The following is a 21656-nucleotide window of genomic DNA, read 5'->3' as shown; positions in this document are numbered from 1 at the left end:
TATGGGCAAAATCCGGTTAATGGACGAACCGCTGTCCAATAAAATCGCGGCAGGGGAAGTCGTCGAACGGCCGACTTCAGTGGTCAAAGAATTGGTGGAAAATGCGATCGATGCCGGCAGCACGGCTATAGAAGTGCTTTTGCAAGAAGCGGGGCTGACATCGATACAGATCATCGACAACGGAGCGGGCATGGATGAAGAAGATGCCGTTCTCTCCTTTTCACGCCATGCTACGAGTAAAATTGAAAATGAACACGATCTGTTCCGCATCCGAACACTTGGGTTCCGTGGGGAAGCACTCGCCAGTATCGCTTCTGTCTCGAAAGTTACATTGCAGACATCCGACGGTGAGTCAGGCACTTATCTGGAAATCGAAGGTGGCCGGCCCACAGAACATCGCGCCGGGGCCTTGCGGCAAGGCACGGATATCCGCATCGGCCAATTGTTTTTCAATACACCGGCAAGATTGAAATATATGAAAACCTTGCAGACAGAACTCGGGCACACGATCGATTTGATGAACCGCTTTGCACTCAGTTACCCGGGAATTTCATTCCGCTTGGTCCATGACGGCAAGCAACTCCTCCAGACTGCAGGAAGCGGAGAGATCCGCCGTGTGCTGGCGGATATTTACGGAGTGGCCATTGCTAAGAAGATGGTCGCGTTTGAAGGCGAATCGCCTGATTATCAAATTGAAGGCTTTGCTTCATTGCCTGAAATTACGCGCGCCAATAAAAATTACATCTCGCTGTTTGTCAATGGCCGCTGGGTCAAGCATTATGCCATCGCCAATACGGTGCACAAGGCGTATCATACATTCCTGCCGCTTGAGCGCCAGCCGATTGTCGTCTTGAACATCAAAGGGGACCCGTATTTGACAGATGTCAACGTCCATCCTTCGAAACAGCAAATCCGGCTGAGCAAAGAAAAGGAATTGCTCGAACTGGTCCATCACACGATTCGCAGAGCTATCCAGACCGCCGTTCGCGCACCGGTCATCGAGAAGCCGAAACCGGCCAAGCAGGCGCCGAGCCGGCAATTGGATTTGTGGAAGCGCCCCGTTGAAGAAACATCGCGCCATCAACCGGAACCCCTGTCATCGATGGATTGGAAACAGGACAAACTGCAAGAACGGGTCAAGGATTTCAAGCTGAAGCCAAGGCTTGAACCGGTCATTGAACCGGCCCAGGAACCGGTAGAAGACGTGCAAGGGCCATTTGATGAACCCGAAAGCCGTCAAGCGATTGACGACGGTCCGCAATTTCCGGAACTGGAAGTGGTCGGCCAGATCCACGGGACTTACATTGTGGCACAAAGCTCTGACGGCTTTTATTTGATCGATCAACATGCAGCTCAAGAACGCATCAAGTATGAGTTTTTCCGTGAAAAAGTTGGCGAAACTGACTCGAACGAACGCCAGTCGCTGCTTCTGCCGTTAACCTTCCATTACAGCCGCGATGAGGCGTTGCATTTGAAAGATCAATTGAATGCCTTGGAAGAAAGCGGCGTGTTTCTCGAGGAATTCGGCGATACGACGTTTATTGTGCGGGAATACCCGACTTGGTTCCCGAAAGGCTTTGAACAGGAAGTCATTGAGGACTTGATTGAACAAGTGTTGGCCGAGCGCAAAGTCGATATCAAGAAATTGCGTGAAGATGCGGCAATCATGATGAGCTGCAAACGATCGATCAAAGCGAATCACTTTCTGCAAAAGCATGACATGGAACGTTTATTGGCTGATTTGAAAAATGCAGAACAGCCATTCACTTGCCCCCACGGGCGCCCGGTCATCATTCATTTCAAAACCTACGATATCGAAAAAATGTTCAAGCGGGTCATGAATTGAGTTCCTAGGCTTATCGGCAAGTACTTAAGGGAATGGCAGAAGATATATCATTATAAGGTTACAGAAAGGATGTGAATCGATGGACATGACAAGTTCATTCGTTCGAATGTCGGATGGCCACGAACTCTACTGCAGCTTGCATAGGGCAGAAAATCCGAAAGGCCATGTGCATATTATCCACGGGATGGCTGAACATAGCGGCCGTTACCAAGATTTTATCCGTTCACTGAACCAACAAGGGTATTCAGTATCGGCACATGACCAAAGAGGCCACGGCAAAACAGCGGAACACAATGGAGCAGCTGGATATTTTGCGGAAAACGAGGGCTTCTTGCGCGTCGTTGAAGATGCACACGAAGCCATTGTTCATGCACAACGAGAAATCGGCAAGCTGCCGTTCACGCTGATTGGCCATTCGATGGGATCATTTGTCGCCAGGCGCTATTTGCAGCTTTATGGAAAGCAAGTGGACTGTGCTGTGCTGTCTGGAACCGGCGGGCATCCTGGATTTTCATTGTCTGCAGGCATCGCTGCCGCGAAAAGCTTCAGCAGGATCGAAGGGAAGACAGCGATCAACCCGATTCTCGGGAAGTTGATCTTCGGCAGTTACAATAAAGATTTTCTGGATGAAAAATCCAAGTTTTCCTGGTTGAGCCGCAAAACAGAAACTGTCGCACAATACGAAGCGGATCCGTGGTGTGGGTTTGAAATGGCCAACCAATTTTATGTCGACTTGTTCGAAGGCTTGGAGATTATTCACCAGATGGATGAAGTCAGGCGAATTCCCAAAAAGCTTCCCGTCTTGTTCATCAGCGGATCGATGGACCCGGTCGGCGCGAAAGGCAGCGGCGTATTCGAAGCGGCTGCCCAATTCGAGAAAGCGGGCATTGAAAAAGTGAAAGTCTATATGGCAGAAGAAGGTCGCCACGAAGTGCTGCATGAGTTGAACGCTGAAACGTATCAGCAAGTCATTATCGATTGGATAAATGATTATGGTTGAAGTAATCGCCATTGTTGGCCCAACCGCTTCCGGCAAGACCGCACTTAGCATCGAACTTGCCAAACGTTTTAATGGAGAGATCATCAACGGGGATTCAATGCAGGTTTATCGGGGAATGGATATCGGAACGGCCAAAATCCGGCCGGAGGAGATGGACGGCATTTCGCATCATCTGCTCGACATCCGTGACCCGGACGAATCGTTTTCAGTTGCTGAATACCAATCGCTGGTTCGCGAGAAGATTGCAGAAATCCAACAGCGTGGCAAGCTGCCGATCATTGTCGGTGGGACGGGGCTATATGTCCAATCGGTGCTGTTCGATTACCGCTTCTCTAAGCAGCAAGTCGATGAAGAGCTCAGACGCGCATTGCAGGTTGAGCTCGAACGCCTTGGGCCAGAGGCGATGCACAGCAAGTTAATGGCTTTGGATCCGGACATCGACATCCACCCGAACAATACACGGCGCGTCTTGCGTGCGCTAGAGATTTTATTGAGCGGCGAGGAAAAAGAAGACGGCAGTCTGGCAAGGACGCCGATGTATGATGAATTGATCATCGGCCTCGATGTGCCAAGGGCCGAATTGTATGAGCGCATCGACAGCCGCGTCGACGGGATGGTGGAAGCCGGCTTACTGGATGAAGTCCGGCGCTTGCATGACAGTGGGTTGCGTGATGTTCAGTCCATTAAAGCGATCGGGTATAAGGAATTGTATGGATATTTCGATGGCATGTATCCATTGGAAGAGGCAATTGTTAAACTGAAACGCAATTCAAGACAATACGCTAAGCGCCAATTTACTTATTTTCGCAATAAGATGCCGATTCTTTGGCTGGATGCAACAGCGGACCCGGAAAACAATTTGGAAGAAATTAAGCGCTTCTGGCAGGAAAGCGACCGGAATCGTCGAATTGAACAAATGGCCAAAACTATACGCTAGAGAAACAGGGGGAGTTCCATGAAACCGGTTAATATCCAAGATGTATACTTAAATCAGCTGCGCAAAAACAATATTTTCGTCACGGTGTTTTTGCTTAACGGCTTCCAATTGAAAGGCACCATCAAATCCTATGATAATTTCACGGTGCTGGTGGAAACGGAAGGCAAGCAACAATTGATCTACAAACATGCCATTTCGACTTTTTCGCCGTCAAAACCGGTATCGATCGAGCATCAGGAATAAACAATGCAATAAAGCAAATAATCAATGGGAGGAATAGCGAATGAAATCAATCAGCACAGATGAACTGAACCAGAAAGTGGATGCTGGAGACGAACTCCACATCATCGACGTTCGTGAGAAAGATGAAGTGGCTGCCGGTATGATTCCGGGAGCACAGCACATCCCGCTCGGCGAATTGCCGGAGCGCACCGGGGAATTGGATTCCTCGAAAGAATATTATGTCGTCTGCCAGGCAGGCGGCCGCAGCGCGAAAGCTTCAGAATACTTGGAGTCGAATGGATTCCATTCAGTCAATGTCGACGGCGGCATGTCTTCATGGCGCGGTGTTACTGTTTACGGATGAAAAAAAGCCGATCGGCATTTGCCGGTCGGCTTTTATGATGTGGTGAGAATTTTTCGTGTTGGCAATTTCCATTTATACGTATAGGATAAGATCCTCAGCAGTGTAATGGCGAAAAACAAGGCGTAAAGCATAAAATCGGTCCGGATGACATCAATGCTGATCAATAATCCTGCGATGGCTGCCCAAACAGCGTATATTTCAGCCTTTAACACCAAAGGCTTTCTTCCTGCGAGAAGATCCCGCACCATGCCGCCGCCTGACCCCGTCAGCACTGCAGCCACAACGGCTGCATAGACCGGCAACCCTAATTCGACCGCAAATAAAGCGCCTTGCACCGCGAATGCGGACAAGCCGATCGCATCGAAGAAATGGCCCCAGCGATTCCAGTGGCCCAGTGTCTTATGCGGAAACAAGAACACGATGGTGATGGAGATGAGCGCCAATTGGAACATGAATTCCTGTTCCCATAGAGCGGATACGGGCACCCCAATCAATAGATTGCGGATGGCTCCGCCGCCGAATGCCGTAACGACGCCAAGCAGATAGACGCCGAAAATATCGTATTCTTCTTCCATGGCAATGATCGCCCCGGATACCGCGAAAGCAATGGTCCCGATGGCGCTTAGTACTTCCCAAGCCATTATTCGACGCCCTCCTTAACTTAAACAACTCTATGAATTGTAGCAGAATTGGAGTCATTTTCAAATAGCCTAATGAGCAATCAATCACCGAAGAGAAATGGAGATTCCTATGTATAACCTAATCAAAAAGACAGAAGATATGATTCGACCGCAATTAGAAGCTGCAGATGACATCGCCTTGCACAATCAGCAGAAAGTGCTTGAAGCCTTTCACCGGCAGAAAGTGAGCGACCATCACTTCCACCCATCTACAGGCTACGGTTATGATGACGAAGGCAGAGACACATTGGAGCGTGTTTATGCTGATGTGTTCAAGGCAGAAGCGGCGCTGGTCCGCCCGCAGATCATCTCAGGCACGCACGCCATTACCATCTCGCTGTTCGGCATCTTGCGGCCAGGGGATGAACTACTATATATCACAGGCGAGCCTTATGACACGCTTGCTTCAATTGTTTCTGGCGGAGATGAAGATACAGGTTCCCTCAAGGATTTCGCTATCTCCTACCGGCACGTAGGCCTGAACGAACAACACCAAGTGGATTGGCCAGCTGTTGAGCAAGCCATCGCAGACAATACCAAAATGGTTGCGATCCAACGTTCGAGAGGTTACGATAACCGGCCTTCTTTCACCATCAGCGAAATCAAGGGCATGGTCGAAAAAATCCGGGACATCAAGCCGGATGCTGTCATATTCGTCGATAATTGCTACGGCGAGTTCGTTGAAACCGAGGAGCCAATTGAAGCAGGTGCAGATTTAATAGCCGGCTCTTTAATTAAGAATCCGGGAGGCGGCCTTGCCAAAATCGGAGGGTACATCGCTGGTAAACGCAAATTTGTTGAAAAATGCGCTTACCGGATGACCTCTCCGGGTATAGGAGGGGAGGCTGGAGCTTCTCTCAATGCGCTCGCTGACATGTATCAAGGTTTCTTCATGGCTCCGCATATCGTGTCACAAGCCTTGAAAGGGGCGATTTTCACTGCAGCTTTATTGGAGACGGCCGGCATGAAAACCAGCCCGCATTACAGTGCAGAGCGGACAGATCTGATCCAATCGGTATCGTTCCAGACGGCTGAACAAATGGTGGCGTTTTGCCGCGCAATCCAAGCGAATTCTCCAGTTAATGCACAATTTCTGCCGGAACCGGCCTATATGCCTGGATACGAAGACGATGTCATCATGGCAGCCGGCACCTTTGTTCAAGGCGCAAGCATCGAATTGACAGCTGATGGGCCAATTCGGGCGCCATTTACAGCATTTGTGCAGGGTGGATTGACTTATGAGCATGTAAAGCTGGCGGTCGTCAACGCATTGCAAGCTTTGGAGAAAGAACAATTGCTGTAAGTGCTATTAAAAATAGCTTGTAAAAAATCATGTCAGAAAATCTAACATCCGTTTGACAAATAACCTGACATGTAATAAACTGAAAATGTAGTAATTAGTGAAATGGGTGAAACTTATGACAAATCGGGTTCGCCGCACCATGCCCATTCTCCCGATCAGCATCGTAATGCAACTGACGGATTTGACAGCACGGCAAATACGCTATTACGAAGAGCAAAAGCTGATCAGTCCGGCTAGGACAGAAGGCAATAAGCGCATGTTTTCATTAAATGATGTCGATGCACTGCTCGAGATCAAAGATTATCTGGAGCAGGGACTTAACGTTGCGGGCATCAGAAAACTGTACGAATCAAAAGAGATGCCGCAAAACGACCAAGCCGAGCCGAAGACATTGAGTGATGCAGAACTCCGCAGCTTGCTGCGCGAGGAGATGAAGCATCAGGCACGGCCGTTTAGCCAGGCATCCCAAAGACACGGTGATTTATCCCGTTTTTTTAAATAAGCGGGCTACATAATATAACCTAGGAGAGTGAACAGTACATGAGCAAGTATTCAAAAGAAGACATTATTCGTTTGGTAAAAGAAGAAGACGTCAATTTTATCCGCCTGCAATTCACCGACATTCTCGGCGTTATTAAAAACGTAGAAATCCCAACATCACAGCTTGAAAAAGCACTCGACAACAAAATGATGTTTGATGGATCTTCAATCGACGGCTTTGTCCGCATCGAAGAATCCGATATGTATTTGTTCCCTGATCTTGATACATGGGTCGTATTCCCATGGATTACAGGAAAAGGAAAAGTTGCACGTTTGATCTGCGATATTTACAATGCAGACGGCACGCCATTTGCTGGCGATCCACGTACAAACTTGAAGCGTGTCTTGAAAGAAATGGAAGAACTTGGATTCACTCACTTCAACCTAGGGCCAGAACCAGAATTCTTCCTGTTCAAACTTGATGAAAGAGGCGAACCGTCTGGCTATTTTGACTTGGCACCGATGGACCTTGGCGAAAACTGCCGACGCGATATCGTGCTTGAGCTGGAGGAAATGGGCTTTGAAATCGAAGCATCCCACCACGAAGTAGCGCCAGGACAGCATGAAATTGACTTTAAATATGCAGATGCCATCAAAGCGTGTGATGATATCCAAACGTTTAAATTGGTTGTTAAAACGATTGCCCGTAAACACGGCCTTCACGCAACATTCATGCCGAAACCATTGTTCGGCGTCAACGGATCGGGCATGCACATGAACGTTTCATTGTTCAAAGGCAATGAAAATGCTTTCCTAGATGAAGATGGCGATTTGAAGTTGAGCAAAACTGCTTACCAGTTCATGGCAGGCATCATCGAGCATGCGAAAGCATTCACTGCTGTCACAAACCCGACAGTCAACTCGTACAAACGCCTTGTACCAGGTTATGAAGCACCTTGCTATATCGCTTGGTCAGGTAAAAACCGCAGCCCATTGATTCGCATCCCTGCTTCACGCGGCTTGTCTACGCGCGTAGAAGTACGTTCTGTTGACCCTGCTGCTAACCCTTACTTGGCTATGGCTGTATTGCTAGGCGCTGGCCTTGATGGCATCAAGCGTGATTTGACTCCGCCAAAAGCTGTTGACCGCAATATCTATGCAATGAACCGCAAAGAACGCAAAGAAGTTGGCATTGAAGATCTGCCAGGCACATTGTATGCAGCACTTGACGAGTTGCAAAACGATGAAGTCATGACAAAAGCACTCGGTTCACACATTTTGAATAACTTCGTGGAAGCGAAGGAAATCGAATGGGATATGTTCAGAACAAGCGTGCACCCATGGGAGCGCGAGCAATACTTGAAAATGTATTAATAGTGAAAAAACCGGAGCCCAGCGCTCCGGTTTTTTTATGATGGAAAATGACTTAGGCCATACGGTAAGAGATATAGGGCACACTCAAGGGAAACTGTCTAAAGATTGTGCCCTTTCACACATACGCTGAGCGGTGAAAACGTGGTAAGATTTTACTTATATGAAAGAACTTTTAATATCTGGAGGGATAAAATGCGATTTATGAATGTCATCATCGTTTTTCTTATTGCCTTTTCATTCGCGGGAATCGCCTTGTATGCAGTGGGGCCGAATCTATCTTCGGAGGCAGTAGCACAAAAAGCATTTGAAGAACTCGAGCAAAGCGGCAAGATGGAGGAAATGGTCCAGCAAATCGAAGCGGACCCGGAAGTCAGCCGCTATATGGAAGAATGGCAATCCCAGCAAGAGATTCCGGAAGAATCTCAAGGCAGCAGCATGGACGAGCAGTTTGAAGAAGGAACCATCGATGAAGGTGATTCTTTTGAAGTCGACCCTCCACAAGCGCCAAAAGAGCAAAAACTGGCTTTTGAAACCAAAGAGGATGCAGCTAGCGTTATGATGGAGAAAGTCGGGTTTCGCAATTTGCTGAAAATGAAGAATGCCGTCGAAAACGACACGATGACAGCTGAACAAGTCATGGATGAACTCGACGACGATTTAAATGAGGAAGAAATGCTGGCTTTGAAAGTTATGATTTTCAAGGAATGGCAAAACCGAAACTAAGCGGCAGTTTATGCTACACTAATAAATGCATATCCATTCATATCGAAGGGAGGAATCTCGGTGAAAACGTTTCAAGTGAAATTCTTCTTTGATCAAGGAAATACCATCGTGCATACAGTGAAAGCGATCGACAAGGAATCGGCCATTAGCCAAGTGCCATCGAATGGCACCTATGAATTGACTGACGAAGCGAATGGCAAGATTTATCGCATTACCATTAACTTGGTCAAATACATCGTCGTAACGGAAACACAAACAAGTTAAAAAAAGACCATATAGACAGCTGGGGATAGGTCTCCAGCTGTTTTCATATTTTTAAGGTTACATAAGATTATTACCGATAAAAAAGCCATAGAAAAAAGGAGGAAGTCATGCGTTCCTCCTTTTTTCTAAAACGCCGACGACTTTGCCGAGAATGCTCACTTGGTCAACGATGATCGGATCCATCGATGAATTTTCAGGCTGCAGGCGGAAGTAATTATCTTCACGGAAGAAGCGTTTGACCGTGGCTTCATTTTCTTCGGTCATCGCGACGACGATGTCTCCGTTGTTGGCAGTTTGCTGTTGCTTGACGACGACGTAATCGCCATTTAGAATGCCGGCTTCAATCATGCTTTCACCCATGATCTCCAGCATGAAAATATGGTCTTCCTCTGTGCCATATGTTTGAGGCAGCGGGAAATACTCTTCCACGTTTTCAATCGCAGTGATTGGCATACCTGCTGTAACTTTACCGATCAGCGGCACATGAAGTACAGGGCTCTTATCGATTAGTGCTTCTTCGGAGCCGATGATTTCGATGGCTCTCGGTTTAGTTGGGTCACGGCGGATGAGGCCTTTGCTTTCGAGTCTCGCTAGATGGCCGTGAACAGTCGAACTGGATGCTAGGCCGACCGCTTCGCCGATTTCCCGAACGGAGGGTGGATAGCCTTTTGCACGGACTTCATCTTTTATGAAATTCAGGATGTCTTCCTGACGCTTAGATACTTTTTTCACCAGTTTCACCTCTTTATAGGATTTATTTAAGATTAACTATCTATAGTATAGCAACTCGGGCATTGAAATGCAAACATAGGTTCGAATTTAATCTTGACAAGAAACGCTTGTTCGCTTTAATATGAGAACATACATTCCGAACAAATATTCTAAAGGAGGCGGCTTGAATGACATTCTTTCGACGGAACTCATATTTGGTTTTCTTTTTCTCACTCATTGTAGTGTTTACATTTTACGCGGTGATCAGCCATAATGCCGAAAAGCAGCAATTGGGCGAGCTGCAAATTGAAAAAGGTGATACGCTATGGGAGCTGGCTGAATCGTTCAGCGGCGAAACTCCCCACCATGAATGGATAGAAGAGATTATGGAAGTGAATAATTTGAAGACGACAAAAATTGTAGCAGGGCAATCGTTGAAGATTCCTGCAGATCAGTTGAACTTTTCTCCGGATGAAACTAAATACTACGCAGGTGATGCAGAATGAAGAAAAAAGCGTTAGTTTACTGCCGTGTCAGCACTACTAAAGACGAGCAGGAAACTTCACTTGAACGGCAGGAAGAAGAAGTGCTGGCATTTGCATTCGAGCAAGGCTACCTGGTCGAGGACGTTTACAGTGACCAACATAGCGGCTATGAGATGGACCGGGAAGGGCTTCTCGAGATGCTCAACCAAGTCAAAAGCGAAAAAGTTGATGCCGTTTTCATCCAGGATGAAACACGTTTAGGTAGGGGGCATGCCCGCATCGCTTTATTGCATGTCATGAAAAAGCATGAAGTCGATGTCTACACCTTGTCCGACCACGGCCCGATCGCTTTGAACGATATGGATGACATGGTGCTCGAAATCTTGGCTATAGTTGAAGAATACCAACGCAAAATCCACAATGCCAAGATCAAACGGGGCATGAAGCGTGCTGTGGAGAACGGCTACAAGCCAGAACGCAATTTGAAAGGAAAAGGCAATCCGGACGGCCGTGAGCGCTTGGATCTTCCGGTAGACCAAATCGTCAGCTTGAAAGCGAGCGGCTTGACCTTCCATGAAATCGCGGTTACGCTGCAAGGCTTTGGCTATCAAGCAAGCAAAGCGACGGTGCACCGCCGTTTCCGCGAGTACCAGCAAATGAAAGAAAGCTGAAACCTTGCACTGTCCCGCCTTTTTTTGTACGATGGAGCAGTGGAAAGGGGGACTTTACATGCTATCTCCAGATAAGATCGGACGTATCAATGAACTATCGAAAAAGTCCAAGCGTGACGGGCTGTCGCAAGAAGAAGCAAAAGAACAATCAGCATTGCGCCAGGAATACTTGCAAAGTTTCCGCAAGTCAATGCGTGGAACGATAGAAAATGTTACCGTCATCGATCCGGAAGGAAAAGACGTAACGCCAGACAAAATTAAAAATAAACGGGAGAATAAGTATTTGAATTAATACTTATTCTCTTTTTCATTGTATTATGTCCTATTGTTGACTAAACTAGAATAGGATTAAATTTAGTTTCAGAGAGGATGTCACTATGTCAAACCATGCAGATCAACTTGCAGTGAATACCATTCGTACACTTTCTATCGATGCTATCGAAAAAGCCAATTCCGGACACCCGGGACTTCCAATGGGCGCCGCTCCAATGGCGTATACACTCTGGACAAAACATATGAACCACAACCCGAACAACCCAGACTGGTTCAACCGCGACCGTTTCGTGCTGTCAGCAGGACACGGCTCAATGTTGCTTTACAGCCTGCTTCATTTAAGCGGATACGGATTGCCGATGGAGGAAATCAAAAACTTCCGCCAATGGGATTCCAAGACGCCAGGACATCCTGAATACAAGCACACTGTCGGTGTCGAAGCGACAACTGGACCGCTTGGCCAAGGGATCGGCATGGCAGTCGGCATGGCAATGGCAGAACGCCATTTGGCAGCTACATATAATAAAGAAGGTCTCGACATCATTGACCACCACACGTTCGCTCTTTGCGGAGATGGTGATTTGATGGAAGGAGTAGCCGGAGAAGCAATTTCGCTTGCAGGGCACCTAAAACTGGATAAATTAGTCGTTTTGTATGACAGCAATGACATTTCACTCGACGGCGATTTGTCGATGAGCTTCTCAGAGAATATCCAGAAGCGTTTCGAGTCTTACGGCTGGAACTATCTCCGTGTAGATGACGGCAACGACATGGACGATTTGTCTGCAAAAATCGCTGAAGCGAAAAAATCTACTGACAAACCGACATTGGTGGAAGTCAAGACAGTCATCGGCTATGGTTCCCCGAACAAATCCGGTAAAGCGGATTCGCACGGTGCTCCACTTGGCGAAGATGAAATGAAATTGACGAAAGAATACTATAAATGGACGTTCGATCAAGATTTCCATGTTCCTGAAGAAGTTTACGAAACCTTCAAAGAAGCGACAGAATCACTTGGCGCTACAGCGGAGTCGGCTTGGAATGAACTGTACAAGCAGTACGAAGAGCAGCATCCTGAACTTGCTTCCCAGCTGCAAGCAGCGATCCGCGGTGACTTGCCGGCTGATTTCGACTCGCAGTTCCCGCAATACGAAGTCGGTAAAAAGCAAGCAACGCGTGCATCATCCGGTGATATGGTCAATGCCATCGCTAAGACGGTTCCTTCGTTCTTCGGCGGCAGCGCTGACCTTGCTGGTTCGAACAAAACCAATATCAAAGACGGCGGCGACTTCGATGCTGAGCATCCAGAAGCCCGCAATATCTGGTTCGGCGTTCGTGAATTCGCGATGGGCGCTGCACTTAACGGCATGGCGCTTCACGGTGGCTTGCATGTCTTCGGCGGTACATTCTTCGTGTTCAGTGACTACGTCCGCCCAGCGATCCGCCTAGGCGCTTTGATGGGTCTTCCGGTTACCTACGTGTTCACGCATGATAGCGTAGCGGTCGGAGAAGACGGTCCGACACATGAACCAATCGAACAGCTTGCATCACTTCGCGCAATGCCAAACTTGGGCATTATCCGCCCAGCCGATGCGAACGAAACAAAAGCGGCATGGCGCTTGGCGCTTACGTCTAAAGACAAGCCGACCTTGCTCGTATTGTCCCGCCAAAACTTGCCAGTCCTTGAAACGACAGGCGAAAAAGCGGAAGCAGGAGTCGAAAAAGGCGCTTACGTCGTATCTCCAGCTGATGACGCACAAGCTTTGCTTCTAGCGACGGGATCTGAAGTCAGCCTAGCAATTGATGCACAGAAACAATTGAAAGAACAAGGCATCTCGGTGTCTGTTGTGTCGATGCCATCATGGGATCGTTTCGAACAGCAGGATAAAGAGTACAAAGAATCCGTTTTGCCGAAAAACATTACAAAACGCCTCGCTATTGAAATGGGCTCATCATTCGGTTGGGACCGCTACACTGGATTTGAAGGTGATGTTCTCGCAATCGATCACTTCGGTGCAAGTGCCCCTGGCGAGAAAATCATGGAAGAATTCGGTTTCACGCCTGAAAATGTTGCATCGAAAGTGAAGCAATTGATCAACAGATGAATTCCGGTTTAGTTTCCGATTTTGAGAACGAAAAGAAATTCTTGAAATAAGATGAAGCCGTCAGAAGTTAATTCTGGCGGCTTTTTTTTAGTGGAAAGTCTTTTTGTTCGATCATTTTATAGCACTGTCCGGTTATAATCGTTTTAAGAGGTGGAATTATGAAGAAATTATGGAGTTTAATACCAGCGTTTGCTATGTTCATCGCTATAAGCATTGTCGGCTTTATTGGAGGCATCATGTTATTACTCTCGGGAGAAATGGCGTGGCTGCCGCTGTTTTTCTTTGTCCTCCTGTTTTTGTTTTTCATTTTTTTGCTATCCAAGAGAATTGGCGACGCGAAGAGATGGAAACAGACAGGAGTAGTGTTCATTGTTCTTGCCATCACGCTTGCCGTTTGGCCGCTTTACCAAGCTTATTTAGATTCCATCCCTAGCGTTTCGGCTGAAGTGGACATCTATTCATATATGCCTTTTCAAGAAGACTCCAAGCTGAATGTAATGGACGAGGAACCCGAACTCCAGTTTGAAGGGGATTTGCCAAGGCTCGACGGGGCGACCGCACTTTACCCCATATATGCAGCCGCTGCAGAAATGCTCTATCCGGAAGATTGGTATGAACCATCCGACAGCGAAGTGATGGTCAATACAACGCCTTTTGCTTATTCCAATTTGTTTGAAGGAGAGGCGGATGCAATTTTTGCCGCTGCGCCATCACAAGGGCAGTTGAAAACAGCAGATGCCAAGGGGCTCGAGCTTACACTAACGCCGATTGGGAAAGAGGCTTTCGTTTTTTTCGTCCATGCAGACAACCCGGTCGAGTCATTGAGTTCTGAAGATCTTCGCATGATCTATAGCGGCGAAATCACCGATTGGTCTTCAGTTGGTGGAGAGGCTGAAGAGATCAGGGCTTTCCAGCGTCCGGAAGATAGCGGCAGCCAAACAGCGCTGCTTCAGTTCATGGGAGACGTGCCAGTGATGGAGGCTCCACGTGAAAACATAGAAGAAGGCATGGGCGGCATCATCAATCAGGTGGCAGAATATAAAAACCACAAAAATGCGCTCGGCTTTACATTCCGTTTCTACGGGGAGGAAATGGCCGGCAATAAAGTGATTCGATACTTGGCTATCGATGGCGTTATTCCGTCAGTTGGCGCCATTCGAAATGATGAATATCCCCTAACTTCGGAGTTTTATATCGTCACCACGCAGCATAGCAGCCCGGAAGCCTTGGAACTGGCACAATGGTTCACTTCCGGTCAAGGGCAGCGCTTGGTTGAAGCAGCGGGATATGTTCCCTTAGATTCGTCCCGCGAGTAACCGTACCGCGGCTGCTCAGTGTATGTTGGGACGCAGTCTTTGTTTCTCCGTAATTTTAATGCCGTGCATATAGTCACGTCTTGAAATTTATAGTATAATCCTTTTTGGTGCATGATTTAATTGGCAACACGAAGGAGGTAATTTGTATGGATACATGGATCTGGATTGTTATCGTTATTGTGGCTTTACTCGCAGGTGTTGCACTTGGATTCTTTATCGCTCGCCGATACATGATGAAATATTTGCAGGACAACCCACCGATCAACGAAGAGATGCTGCGGATTATGATGATGCAAATGGGACAAAAACCATCTCAAAAGAAAATCAACCAAATGATGGCTCAAATGAACAAAGCCTCGACAAAACCGGGCAAAAAATAAACGCTTATGCAATTATTCGCCCATAGGTGATGAATACAAGAAGAACCACCGTTCGCTTCTGAACGGTGGTTCTTTTTTGTGCATTCATTTGGGTCAGCTGGAAATCTGTGAAATCTCAGCAGCAGGTTTAGGGGCCAATAAATCATAGGCCATTAGAAACTCTGCAACCGTCCCTTCGTATTCTTCCGGATTTTTATTGAACGATTGGGCATGTTCGCCTTGTTTGAATAACTTCAGCTGTTTGGCGCCTAGTTTCAAGTCGAATAATTCTTTCGTCATTTTCGGCAAGACGAATTCATCTGGCAGGCTGTGGATGAACAGCACAGGCTTTGCAATCTTTTTGACGACTTCCCTAGGCGATACGGTGGTGATGGAATAGCCGTCGCGCAGTTTCAGGAATACATTGGCGAGGCGAAGTGCCAAGGACGTACGCATCGGCGTCGTCGTGCGCATGACGTGCAGAATCTGTTCGCTGATATCGGAATAGGCACAGTCGGAGATGTAAAAATCCGCCGAGTCCTCCATTCCTGCATATAATAGCGTCGTCGCGGCGCCCATCGATTCCCCGTGGATGCCGAAGAACAAAGATGGCCCGACATGGAGTTTCAAGGCCTTTACAACTGCTTGCAAATCCAGCTTCTCATAATGGCCGAAGCTCGTCGTCTTGCCGCCAGATTCGCCGTGCCGGCGGTGGTCATAGACAACAGAGTTGAACCCGAGGCGTTCGAACATGCGCGCATATTTAAATGAGTTCACTTTGCTTTCGGTGACGCCATGGCAAATGATGACGTAACGGTTTGTGGTGTGCGGCTCCAGGAAAATCGCTTTGATCGGATAGCCATTAGCGGATTCGATCCATTGTTCGCTTTTCTTGGCGTTGGCATACCAAGCTTCATCATAGCGTTTGGCGTTCGTTTCCCGTTCCAAAATTAAGGATGCGTCTTTATTCTTCACATACATGAGACGGTTGCTTGCGGCAAAACCCAATGCGGCAAAAGAAGCAGTCAATGTACTCGAGACGATGGCTGTAGTCATCAATAGTCGCTTTTTCATGGCGCACACACCTCATTTTCTATTTTTGTACAACGTATACATCCCTGTGTCCAGCGGATTCGTTACATGGGGTTCAATGAGCGAAATCGCTTCGTACAGTTTCTCGAGATCGACCCCTGTGTCGACGCCCATGCGGTGGAACATGTGGACCAAGTCTTCTGTCGCAACATTGCCGGTAGCACCCGGTGCAAACGGGCAACCGCCGAGCCCGCCAGCAGAAGCGTCGAACCGGTCGACTCCGGCAATAAGTGCTGCATAGGCATTAGCTAGCGCCATGCGTCTCGTGTCGTGGAAGTGAGCGGCAATCAGCACATCCGGAAATTGCTCTTTCAATCGGCTGAACAACTCATGGCTTTCTTGCGGGTTCGCCAGGCCGATCGTATCAGCGACGCTCAATTCATCGACTCCCCAATCGGCGAATTGGCGGCATAAATCGACCGTTCGTTGCGGATCGATTTTTCCTTCAAACGGGCAGTAGAACGCTGTTGAAATACAGGCGCGGACGAAGATGCCGTCCTGTTTGGCCTTTTCGATCAATGGCTTCAATGTTTCCATGGACTGGGCTGTCGTCTTGTTGATATTTTTTTCATTGAATGAATTGGAAACGCCCACGAAGACGGCGATTGAATCGGCACCGGCCTCCAAGGCAGATGTGATGCCACGTTCATTCGGCGTCAGCACCATTTGGCGGCCGATCTTTTTTGCACCGGCAACGATATCCCGTGCATCGGCCATTTGCGGCACCCATTTCGGCGACACAAATGAAGTCAACTCCATTTCCTTTAATCCTGCTTCCTGCAAGGCCTTGATAAAATCCAGTTTGTCTTCGGTGTTAACGGTCCTGGCTTCATTTTGCAGGCCATCGCGCGGCCCAACCTCGATAATCGTAGCGGTTTTTGGTAAACTAAACATACTATCCCCCCTTAGCTTTATTGTAGCGATAGGGGGGATAAAAGAGCAAGAAGCAGACAAGGGGGATAAAAGAAATGTCACAAGAAATCGTAATTGCAAGCGCTGTCAGAACGGCAGTCGGTTCGTTCCAGGGAGCGCTGAAAGATGTGCCGGCGACCGACCTCGGCGCCATCGTCATCAAGGAAGCTTTATCGCGCGCAGGGGTAGCGGGCGACCAAGTATCGGAAGTCATCATGGGCAATGTCCTGCAGGCAGGACTCGGGCAAAATCCGGCGCGCCAGGCTTCTATCAAAGCAGGGCTTCCGGAGACGGTGCCGGCAATGACCATCAATAAAGTATGCGGATCCGGCTTAAAATCGATCCATTTGGCGTACCAGGCGATTTTTGCGGGTGATGCCGATATCATCGTGGCAGGCGGCATGGAAAATATGAGCCGTGCCCCGTATCTATTAGAAGGCGCAAGAGACGGCTACCGCATGGGTGACAAGAAAGTGGTCGACAGCATGGTCCATGACGGCTTGACGTGTGCATTCAATGATTATCATATGGGTGTAACAGCCGAGAACCTGTGTGACCGCTATGAGATTTCACGCGAAGAACAGGATCGTTTTGCGGCCCGTTCACAAGCCCGGGCATCAGCGGCCATCGAAGGCGGTCGTTTTGACGAAGAAATTGTGCCCGTCGAAATTCCTCAGCGCAAAGGCGAGCCCGTCGTCTTCAAAACGGATGAATATGTAAAGGCTTCTTCAACTGAAGAGAAGTTAGCAAAACTGCGCCCAGCGTTCAAGAAAGACGGCTCAGTCACAGCCGGAAACGCGTCCGGTATTAACGATGGTGCGGCGGCAGTCATCGTCATGACAAAAGAAAAAGCCGACGAGCTTGGCATCACGCCGCTTGCGGTCATTTCTGCGAACGGCAACGCAGGCGTCCGACGAGCTTGGCATCACGCCGCTTGCGGTCATTTCTGCGAACGGCAACGCAGGCGTCGATCCTGCTGTCATGGGCATCGGACCCGTACAAGCGGTGAAAAATGCTTTGAAAAAAGCGGGAATGACGCTTGGCGACATCGATTTGATTGAAGCGAACGAAGCGTTTGCGGCACAATCAATTGCAGTTGACCGTGAATTGAAGTTTGATCACGAAAAATTGAACGTCAACGGAGGAGCCATCGCAATTGGCCACCCAATCGGCGCGAGCGGTACACGGATTTTCGTGACGCTCCTGCACGAGATGAAAAAGCGCGACGCCAAGACAGGCCTTGCGACACTTTGCATCGGTGGCGGACAAGGCGTCGCAACGATCGTAAAACGCCCATAAGGAGAGAATAGTATGGCGAAAGATAAACTCAACGATAACGGCCTTTTTTCAGAAGAGCAGCTAATGAAGCTGAAGGCCACAAAAAAAGAATTAGTGAAAGACCAGCAGAAGCTTGAAGAAGAAAAAGAAGCGCAGCGGCAGTTTGAACGCAAAGAGCGCGAAAAGAACCTATCTTTTGCCGAATTGCTCGAGCGGCATGGAGATTCAGGAACTAAATATTAACGGTGAAACCCCCCTGTCACAAATGTGACAGGGGGTTCTTCGTTCAGGCTAACCATTCGAATAGATAAGTGATTAAATATAACGGGATGCCTACAATAATAATCCCTGCAGAAAAATATGAAAAACCCCATAAAAGCCAACTCAAGACATCATAAATCGCACCAGCCAGATCATCGATAAGTTTCATGGCCTGTCCACCCCATTTCCAAGAAAATAACCATCTTTTGCCATGCAGCGTTTTTTCTATCTTACCAAATAATCAGACAATAGATGGAATAATTTTTAATTAGTTAATGATTTCCAAAATATTTTTATATTCCATTTACCGTCAATTGATATAATGAAAGAAGTGCACTTTACTATCAAGACTAATCAACGAAGCTTTGGAGCTTAAATAGGGGAAAACTTGATTACAGGAGGATTAGAAGATGAGGGATGAAGAGATGCCGCCAAACCCGGCGCTGGAGAAAGAGTCGGAACAAAGGAAACCCAGGCTCATCCAGCCGCATACGAAACCGTGGATTCATTTCGGATATTTTGTGTTTGTGTTGATGGTGTTATCCGTCACTTTTTCATTGATTAAAGTGATGGCGGACTAGTTTGCAAAAAGAATGGCTATTCTTTCCCTTTTTTTGAAACATCTTACTGATTCGACCGTATAGAATAGTGCAGGAGAAAATCAGCTTATTGAAAAGGATGGGATAAGATGGAGTCAATCGGAATTATTTCAATTTTAATTGTGATTCTTATTTTGGCGGCAGTTGCCGGCGCCGGCTATTTCTTTTGGATGAAAATCCGCTACCGTACCGCCAAATCGAATGAAGCCTTGATCATTACAGGGCCGAAACTCGGGGATCCGAAAAAAGACACGAACATCTTTACGGACGATGAAGGGCGATCCATGAAGATCATCCGCGGCGGCGGTTATTTGCTGCGCCGCTTCCAGACTTCGACGCCGGTCAATTTGACGTCGTTCCAATTGAAGTTGTCGACACCGCGTGTTTACACGAATGCCGGCGTGCCGATCGTGGCGGATGCTGTCGCGATGGTCAAAGTTGCAGATACCTTGAATGGCATTGCCAATTATGCAGAGCAATTCCTGGGGAAAAAGCAAGATGAAATCGAACGCGAGATTATCGAAGTGCTCGGCAGTAATTTGCGTGCCATCTTGTCGAAGATGACCGTTGAAGACATCAATAGCGACCGGGAGAAATTCAATACGGATGTCCAGGAAATCGCTCAAAAGCAGCTCGATCTAATGGGCTTTAAAATCACTTCACTCGGATTGACGGACCTTCGCGACGCCGATGAAGACAATGGCTATCTCGAGAACCTCGGGCGCCCGCGCATTGCTGAAGTCCGCAAGCAAGCGGAAATCGCAGAAGCGAACACGGAGCGGGAAACACGCATCCACCGTGCCCAGACCGACCAGGAAGCGAAAGAAGAAGAATATATGCGCCAAATCGCCATTGCCGAGTCGCGCAAACAGAAAGACTTGAAAGATGCAGCCTTCAAGGAAGAAACCGAACGCGCACGCGCCAAGTCTGAGCAATCATACGAGCTCGAAAAAGCGAAACTCGCAATGGAAATCCAGGAAGAAGAATTGAATATGCAGTTCATGGAGCGCGAACGTGCGGTCCGCCTTGAAGAAGAAGAAAGCAAAGTCCGCAAAACAAAAGCGGATGCCAGCTATTACGAAACGACACGTACGGCAGAAGCGGAAGCAAGACGTTCAGTGATCGACGGGGAAGCGAAAGCGAAGATCAAACGCGATGAAGGGGCTGCCGAAGCGGAAGTCATCCGTGAACGCGGTAAAGCAGAAGCGGAATCCCGCAAATTGCTTGCGGAAGCCATGGAAGAACATGGCGATGTCATCATTGCGGAGAAACTGATCGATATGCTGCCGGTATTCGCTGAAAAAGTGGCGCAGCCGCTCAATAATATCGATTCCGTGAAAATCATTGATTCCGGTAACGGCCAAGGTGTTCCGTCATTCGGCAGAAGCGTGACACGCACGATGGTCGACATGCAGGAGCCATTGAAAGAAATGACGGGCATTGATATTGCTGACATGCTGAAAACCTACACATCGAAAAATACACGGGCTATCGAACCGGTCAGCCAACCAGCCAATGACCAGCTTGATGACCAGGTAAATGACCAGCCTGTAGATGAAGCTGCCAAAGAAGACCCGGAACAAATTTAAAGCGAATTAAACACAAAAAGACGGAGAACAGATTATGTTCTCCGTCTTTTTATATGCAGAGCTTCTAGACCGTCATGATGTCTTTGAACATCTGCTTTAAGCTCTTGGCTACGTCGTTCAGGTGAAATTCCCTCCGCGCTTCAGCTTGCTGCTGCTCGATGAATGTTTCGGAAGTGCGTTTTCTGGAAAAAGGCGTCAAGGTATGAAGCTCTTTTGGCTGGGTTTCAGCCAGCAAGCGCAAGGAAGCAAACACCGGCTCTGAGAGTTCAAAACGCTGATAGCCATCTGGCATATGGATGATTTTCTCCGGGGCGTCTGCAAGCAGCCAGCGGTCTTCTGCTTCCCATGCCAGCTTATGATTTTTAAACTCCTGTCCAAGGGATCTAGTCACAGATTCAACAACGAGGTATGAATGCATCGAAATGGCATCTCCGTCTGCTGACTGATAAGATTTTTTGGATTGGGTCAAGTAAAAATTCATCATTTTGCACGCCCCCGATTTCTTGAAATTAAGGTTTGAAAATTTCAGTCGTAATCAGTATATTCACTTCTAGGTATTCTTTCAAACCTGCAAAAGTCCTTTTCGATAAATAAAAAAGTCTAGGTACAAACTCTTTTTTCTCGAAAAAACACCCAATAAAAATAAGCAAATCCGCGACACAGATGGGGTTAGCTTAAAATCGCACAACCGCGTAATTTGCATGTATAAGCCTTGCCTATGAAAAAAGGTACAAACGTCCTTAATGGGATTAAACTGCTTTTAAAGAGACAGACACGGGATAAAAAAAGCGCCCCGCAGCAGGTGAACTGAA

The 21656-nt window shown here is 47.8% G+C and carries 25 protein-coding genes and 1 pseudogene; 20 read left to right on the top strand and 6 right to left on the bottom strand.

Annotated elements, in window-relative coordinates:
- Nucleotide 1: 1 nt before the first annotated feature.
- The 5 genes from mutL (at nucleotide 2) to ON064_RS03845 (ending at nucleotide 4369) form a co-directional block, all read left to right on the top strand.
- Nucleotides 2-1846 (top strand): DNA mismatch repair endonuclease MutL, encoded by a 1845-nt coding sequence (gene mutL, locus ON064_RS03865; protein ID WP_274623698.1) that lies wholly within the window; start codon nucleotides 2-4, stop codon nucleotides 1844-1846.
- Between the two features lie 79 nt (nucleotides 1847-1925).
- Nucleotides 1926-2846, top strand: coding sequence for an alpha/beta fold hydrolase (locus ON064_RS03860; protein WP_274623697.1), 921 nt, complete (start codon nucleotides 1926-1928; stop codon nucleotides 2844-2846).
- Nucleotides 2839-3783, top strand: coding sequence for a tRNA (adenosine(37)-N6)-dimethylallyltransferase MiaA (gene miaA, locus ON064_RS03855; RefSeq protein ID WP_274623696.1), 945 nt, complete (start codon nucleotides 2839-2841; stop codon nucleotides 3781-3783). Before ON064_RS03860 ends, miaA begins: the two co-directional genes overlap by 8 nt.
- 18 nt (nucleotides 3784-3801) lie before the next feature.
- Nucleotides 3802-4026, top strand: a complete 225-nt coding sequence (gene hfq / locus ON064_RS03850) for an RNA chaperone Hfq (protein ID WP_112231553.1) — start codon at nucleotides 3802-3804, stop codon at nucleotides 4024-4026.
- Between the two features lie 40 nt (nucleotides 4027-4066).
- Nucleotides 4067-4369, top strand: a complete 303-nt coding sequence (locus ON064_RS03845) for a rhodanese-like domain-containing protein (protein ID WP_274623695.1) — start codon at nucleotides 4067-4069, stop codon at nucleotides 4367-4369.
- A 32-nt stretch (nucleotides 4370-4401) separates the two neighbouring features.
- Here the strand turns inward: ON064_RS03845 and ON064_RS03840 are convergent, their stop codons facing one another.
- Nucleotides 4402-5010 (bottom strand): trimeric intracellular cation channel family protein, encoded by a 609-nt coding sequence (locus ON064_RS03840; protein WP_121297626.1) that lies wholly within the window; start codon nucleotides 5008-5010, stop codon nucleotides 4402-4404.
- A 109-nt stretch (nucleotides 5011-5119) separates the two neighbouring features.
- Here ON064_RS03840 and ON064_RS03835 point away from each other — a divergent pair, with 109 nt between their 5' ends.
- The 5 genes from ON064_RS03835 (at nucleotide 5120) to ON064_RS03815 (ending at nucleotide 9193) form a co-directional block, all read left to right on the top strand.
- Nucleotides 5120-6352: a methionine gamma-lyase family protein gene (locus tag ON064_RS03835; protein WP_274623694.1), complete on the top strand. Its 1233-nt coding sequence runs from the start codon at nucleotides 5120-5122 to the stop codon at nucleotides 6350-6352.
- 115 nt (nucleotides 6353-6467) lie between these two features.
- A complete protein-coding gene (locus ON064_RS03830; RefSeq protein WP_121297624.1) occupies nucleotides 6468-6854 on the top strand; it encodes a MerR family transcriptional regulator in 387 nt (128 codons plus the stop codon).
- A 38-nt stretch (nucleotides 6855-6892) separates the two neighbouring features.
- Nucleotides 6893-8206, top strand: a complete 1314-nt coding sequence (glnA, locus tag ON064_RS03825) for a type I glutamate--ammonia ligase (RefSeq protein ID WP_274623693.1) — start codon at nucleotides 6893-6895, stop codon at nucleotides 8204-8206.
- Nucleotides 8207-8398: 192 nt separating this feature from the next.
- Nucleotides 8399-8929, top strand: coding sequence for a hypothetical protein (locus ON064_RS03820; protein WP_274623692.1), 531 nt, complete (start codon nucleotides 8399-8401; stop codon nucleotides 8927-8929).
- Nucleotides 8930-8989: 60 nt separating this feature from the next.
- On the top strand, nucleotides 8990-9193 hold the full coding sequence (locus ON064_RS03815; protein WP_274623691.1) for a hypothetical protein: 204 nt from the start codon (nucleotides 8990-8992) through the stop codon (nucleotides 9191-9193).
- Between the two features lie 105 nt (nucleotides 9194-9298).
- Here the strand turns inward: ON064_RS03815 and lexA are convergent, their stop codons facing one another.
- On the bottom strand, nucleotides 9299-9925 hold the full coding sequence (lexA, locus tag ON064_RS03810) for a transcriptional repressor LexA (RefSeq protein ID WP_274623690.1): 627 nt from the start codon (nucleotides 9923-9925) through the stop codon (nucleotides 9299-9301).
- Nucleotides 9926-10092: 167 nt separating this feature from the next.
- Between lexA and yneA the strand changes: the two genes are divergently transcribed.
- The 6 genes from yneA (at nucleotide 10093) to ON064_RS03780 (ending at nucleotide 15134) form a co-directional block, all read left to right on the top strand.
- Entirely contained in the window at nucleotides 10093-10410 is a 318-nt protein-coding gene (yneA, locus tag ON064_RS03805; protein ID WP_121297621.1) for a cell division suppressor protein YneA, read from the top strand.
- A complete protein-coding gene (locus ON064_RS03800) occupies nucleotides 10407-11060 on the top strand; it encodes a YneB family resolvase-like protein (RefSeq protein WP_274623689.1) in 654 nt (217 codons plus the stop codon). Before yneA ends, ON064_RS03800 begins: the two co-directional genes overlap by 4 nt.
- 58 nt (nucleotides 11061-11118) lie before the next feature.
- Nucleotides 11119-11352, top strand: a complete 234-nt coding sequence (locus ON064_RS03795; RefSeq protein ID WP_058380513.1) for a DUF896 domain-containing protein — start codon at nucleotides 11119-11121, stop codon at nucleotides 11350-11352.
- An 85-nt stretch (nucleotides 11353-11437) separates the two neighbouring features.
- A complete protein-coding gene (tkt, locus tag ON064_RS03790; RefSeq protein ID WP_274623688.1) occupies nucleotides 11438-13438 on the top strand; it encodes a transketolase in 2001 nt (666 codons plus the stop codon).
- A gap of 158 nt (nucleotides 13439-13596) precedes the next feature.
- Nucleotides 13597-14754, top strand: a complete 1158-nt coding sequence (locus ON064_RS03785) for a PstS family phosphate ABC transporter substrate-binding protein (RefSeq protein WP_274623687.1) — start codon at nucleotides 13597-13599, stop codon at nucleotides 14752-14754.
- Nucleotides 14755-14900: 146 nt separating this feature from the next.
- Nucleotides 14901-15134 carry a YneF family protein gene (locus ON064_RS03780; RefSeq protein ID WP_058380516.1) on the top strand — a complete coding sequence of 78 codons (234 nt, stop codon included), beginning with the start codon at nucleotides 14901-14903 and terminating at the stop codon, nucleotides 15132-15134.
- Between the two features lie 93 nt (nucleotides 15135-15227).
- On the opposite strand, the gene ON064_RS03775 is transcribed toward ON064_RS03780, so the two are convergent.
- Complete coding sequence (locus ON064_RS03775; RefSeq protein ID WP_274623686.1) at nucleotides 15228-16187, bottom strand: alpha/beta hydrolase; 960 nt, start codon at nucleotides 16185-16187, stop codon at nucleotides 15228-15230.
- A gap of 12 nt (nucleotides 16188-16199) precedes the next feature.
- Complete coding sequence (locus ON064_RS03770; RefSeq protein ID WP_274623685.1) at nucleotides 16200-17099, bottom strand: hydroxymethylglutaryl-CoA lyase; 900 nt, start codon at nucleotides 17097-17099, stop codon at nucleotides 16200-16202.
- A gap of 74 nt (nucleotides 17100-17173) precedes the next feature.
- On the opposite strand from ON064_RS03770, the pseudogene ON064_RS03765 reads away from it, so the two are divergent.
- Together ON064_RS03765 and ON064_RS03760 are read left to right on the top strand one after the other, a co-directional pair.
- Nucleotides 17174-18416: pseudogene (locus tag ON064_RS03765) on the top strand (acetyl-CoA C-acetyltransferase).
- Between the two features lie 12 nt (nucleotides 18417-18428).
- On the top strand, nucleotides 18429-18638 hold the full coding sequence (locus tag ON064_RS03760) for a DUF3886 domain-containing protein (protein ID WP_274623684.1): 210 nt from the start codon (nucleotides 18429-18431) through the stop codon (nucleotides 18636-18638).
- A 43-nt stretch (nucleotides 18639-18681) separates the two neighbouring features.
- Here the strand turns inward: ON064_RS03760 and ON064_RS03755 are convergent, their stop codons facing one another.
- Entirely contained in the window at nucleotides 18682-18825 is a 144-nt protein-coding gene (locus ON064_RS03755) for a hypothetical protein (RefSeq protein ID WP_274623683.1), read from the bottom strand.
- Between the two features lie 241 nt (nucleotides 18826-19066).
- On the opposite strand from ON064_RS03755, the gene ON064_RS03750 reads away from it, so the two are divergent.
- Nucleotides 19067-19237, top strand: a complete 171-nt coding sequence (locus ON064_RS03750) for a hypothetical protein (protein ID WP_274623682.1) — start codon at nucleotides 19067-19069, stop codon at nucleotides 19235-19237.
- A gap of 107 nt (nucleotides 19238-19344) precedes the next feature.
- A complete protein-coding gene (locus ON064_RS03745; RefSeq protein WP_274623681.1) occupies nucleotides 19345-20844 on the top strand; it encodes a flotillin family protein in 1500 nt (499 codons plus the stop codon).
- Between the two features lie 64 nt (nucleotides 20845-20908).
- Here ON064_RS03745 and ON064_RS03740 read toward each other — a convergent pair whose 3' ends face one another.
- Nucleotides 20909-21328 (bottom strand): hypothetical protein, encoded by a 420-nt coding sequence (locus tag ON064_RS03740; RefSeq protein ID WP_274623680.1) that lies wholly within the window; start codon nucleotides 21326-21328, stop codon nucleotides 20909-20911.
- Nucleotides 21329-21656 lie beyond the last annotated feature (328 nt).

The organism is Planococcus sp. A6 (assembly GCF_028823615.1).
In the GTDB taxonomy this organism is placed as follows: Bacteria; Bacillota; Bacilli; order Bacillales_A; family Planococcaceae; genus Planococcus.
This window is presented reverse-complemented; position numbering and strand designations above follow the sequence as displayed.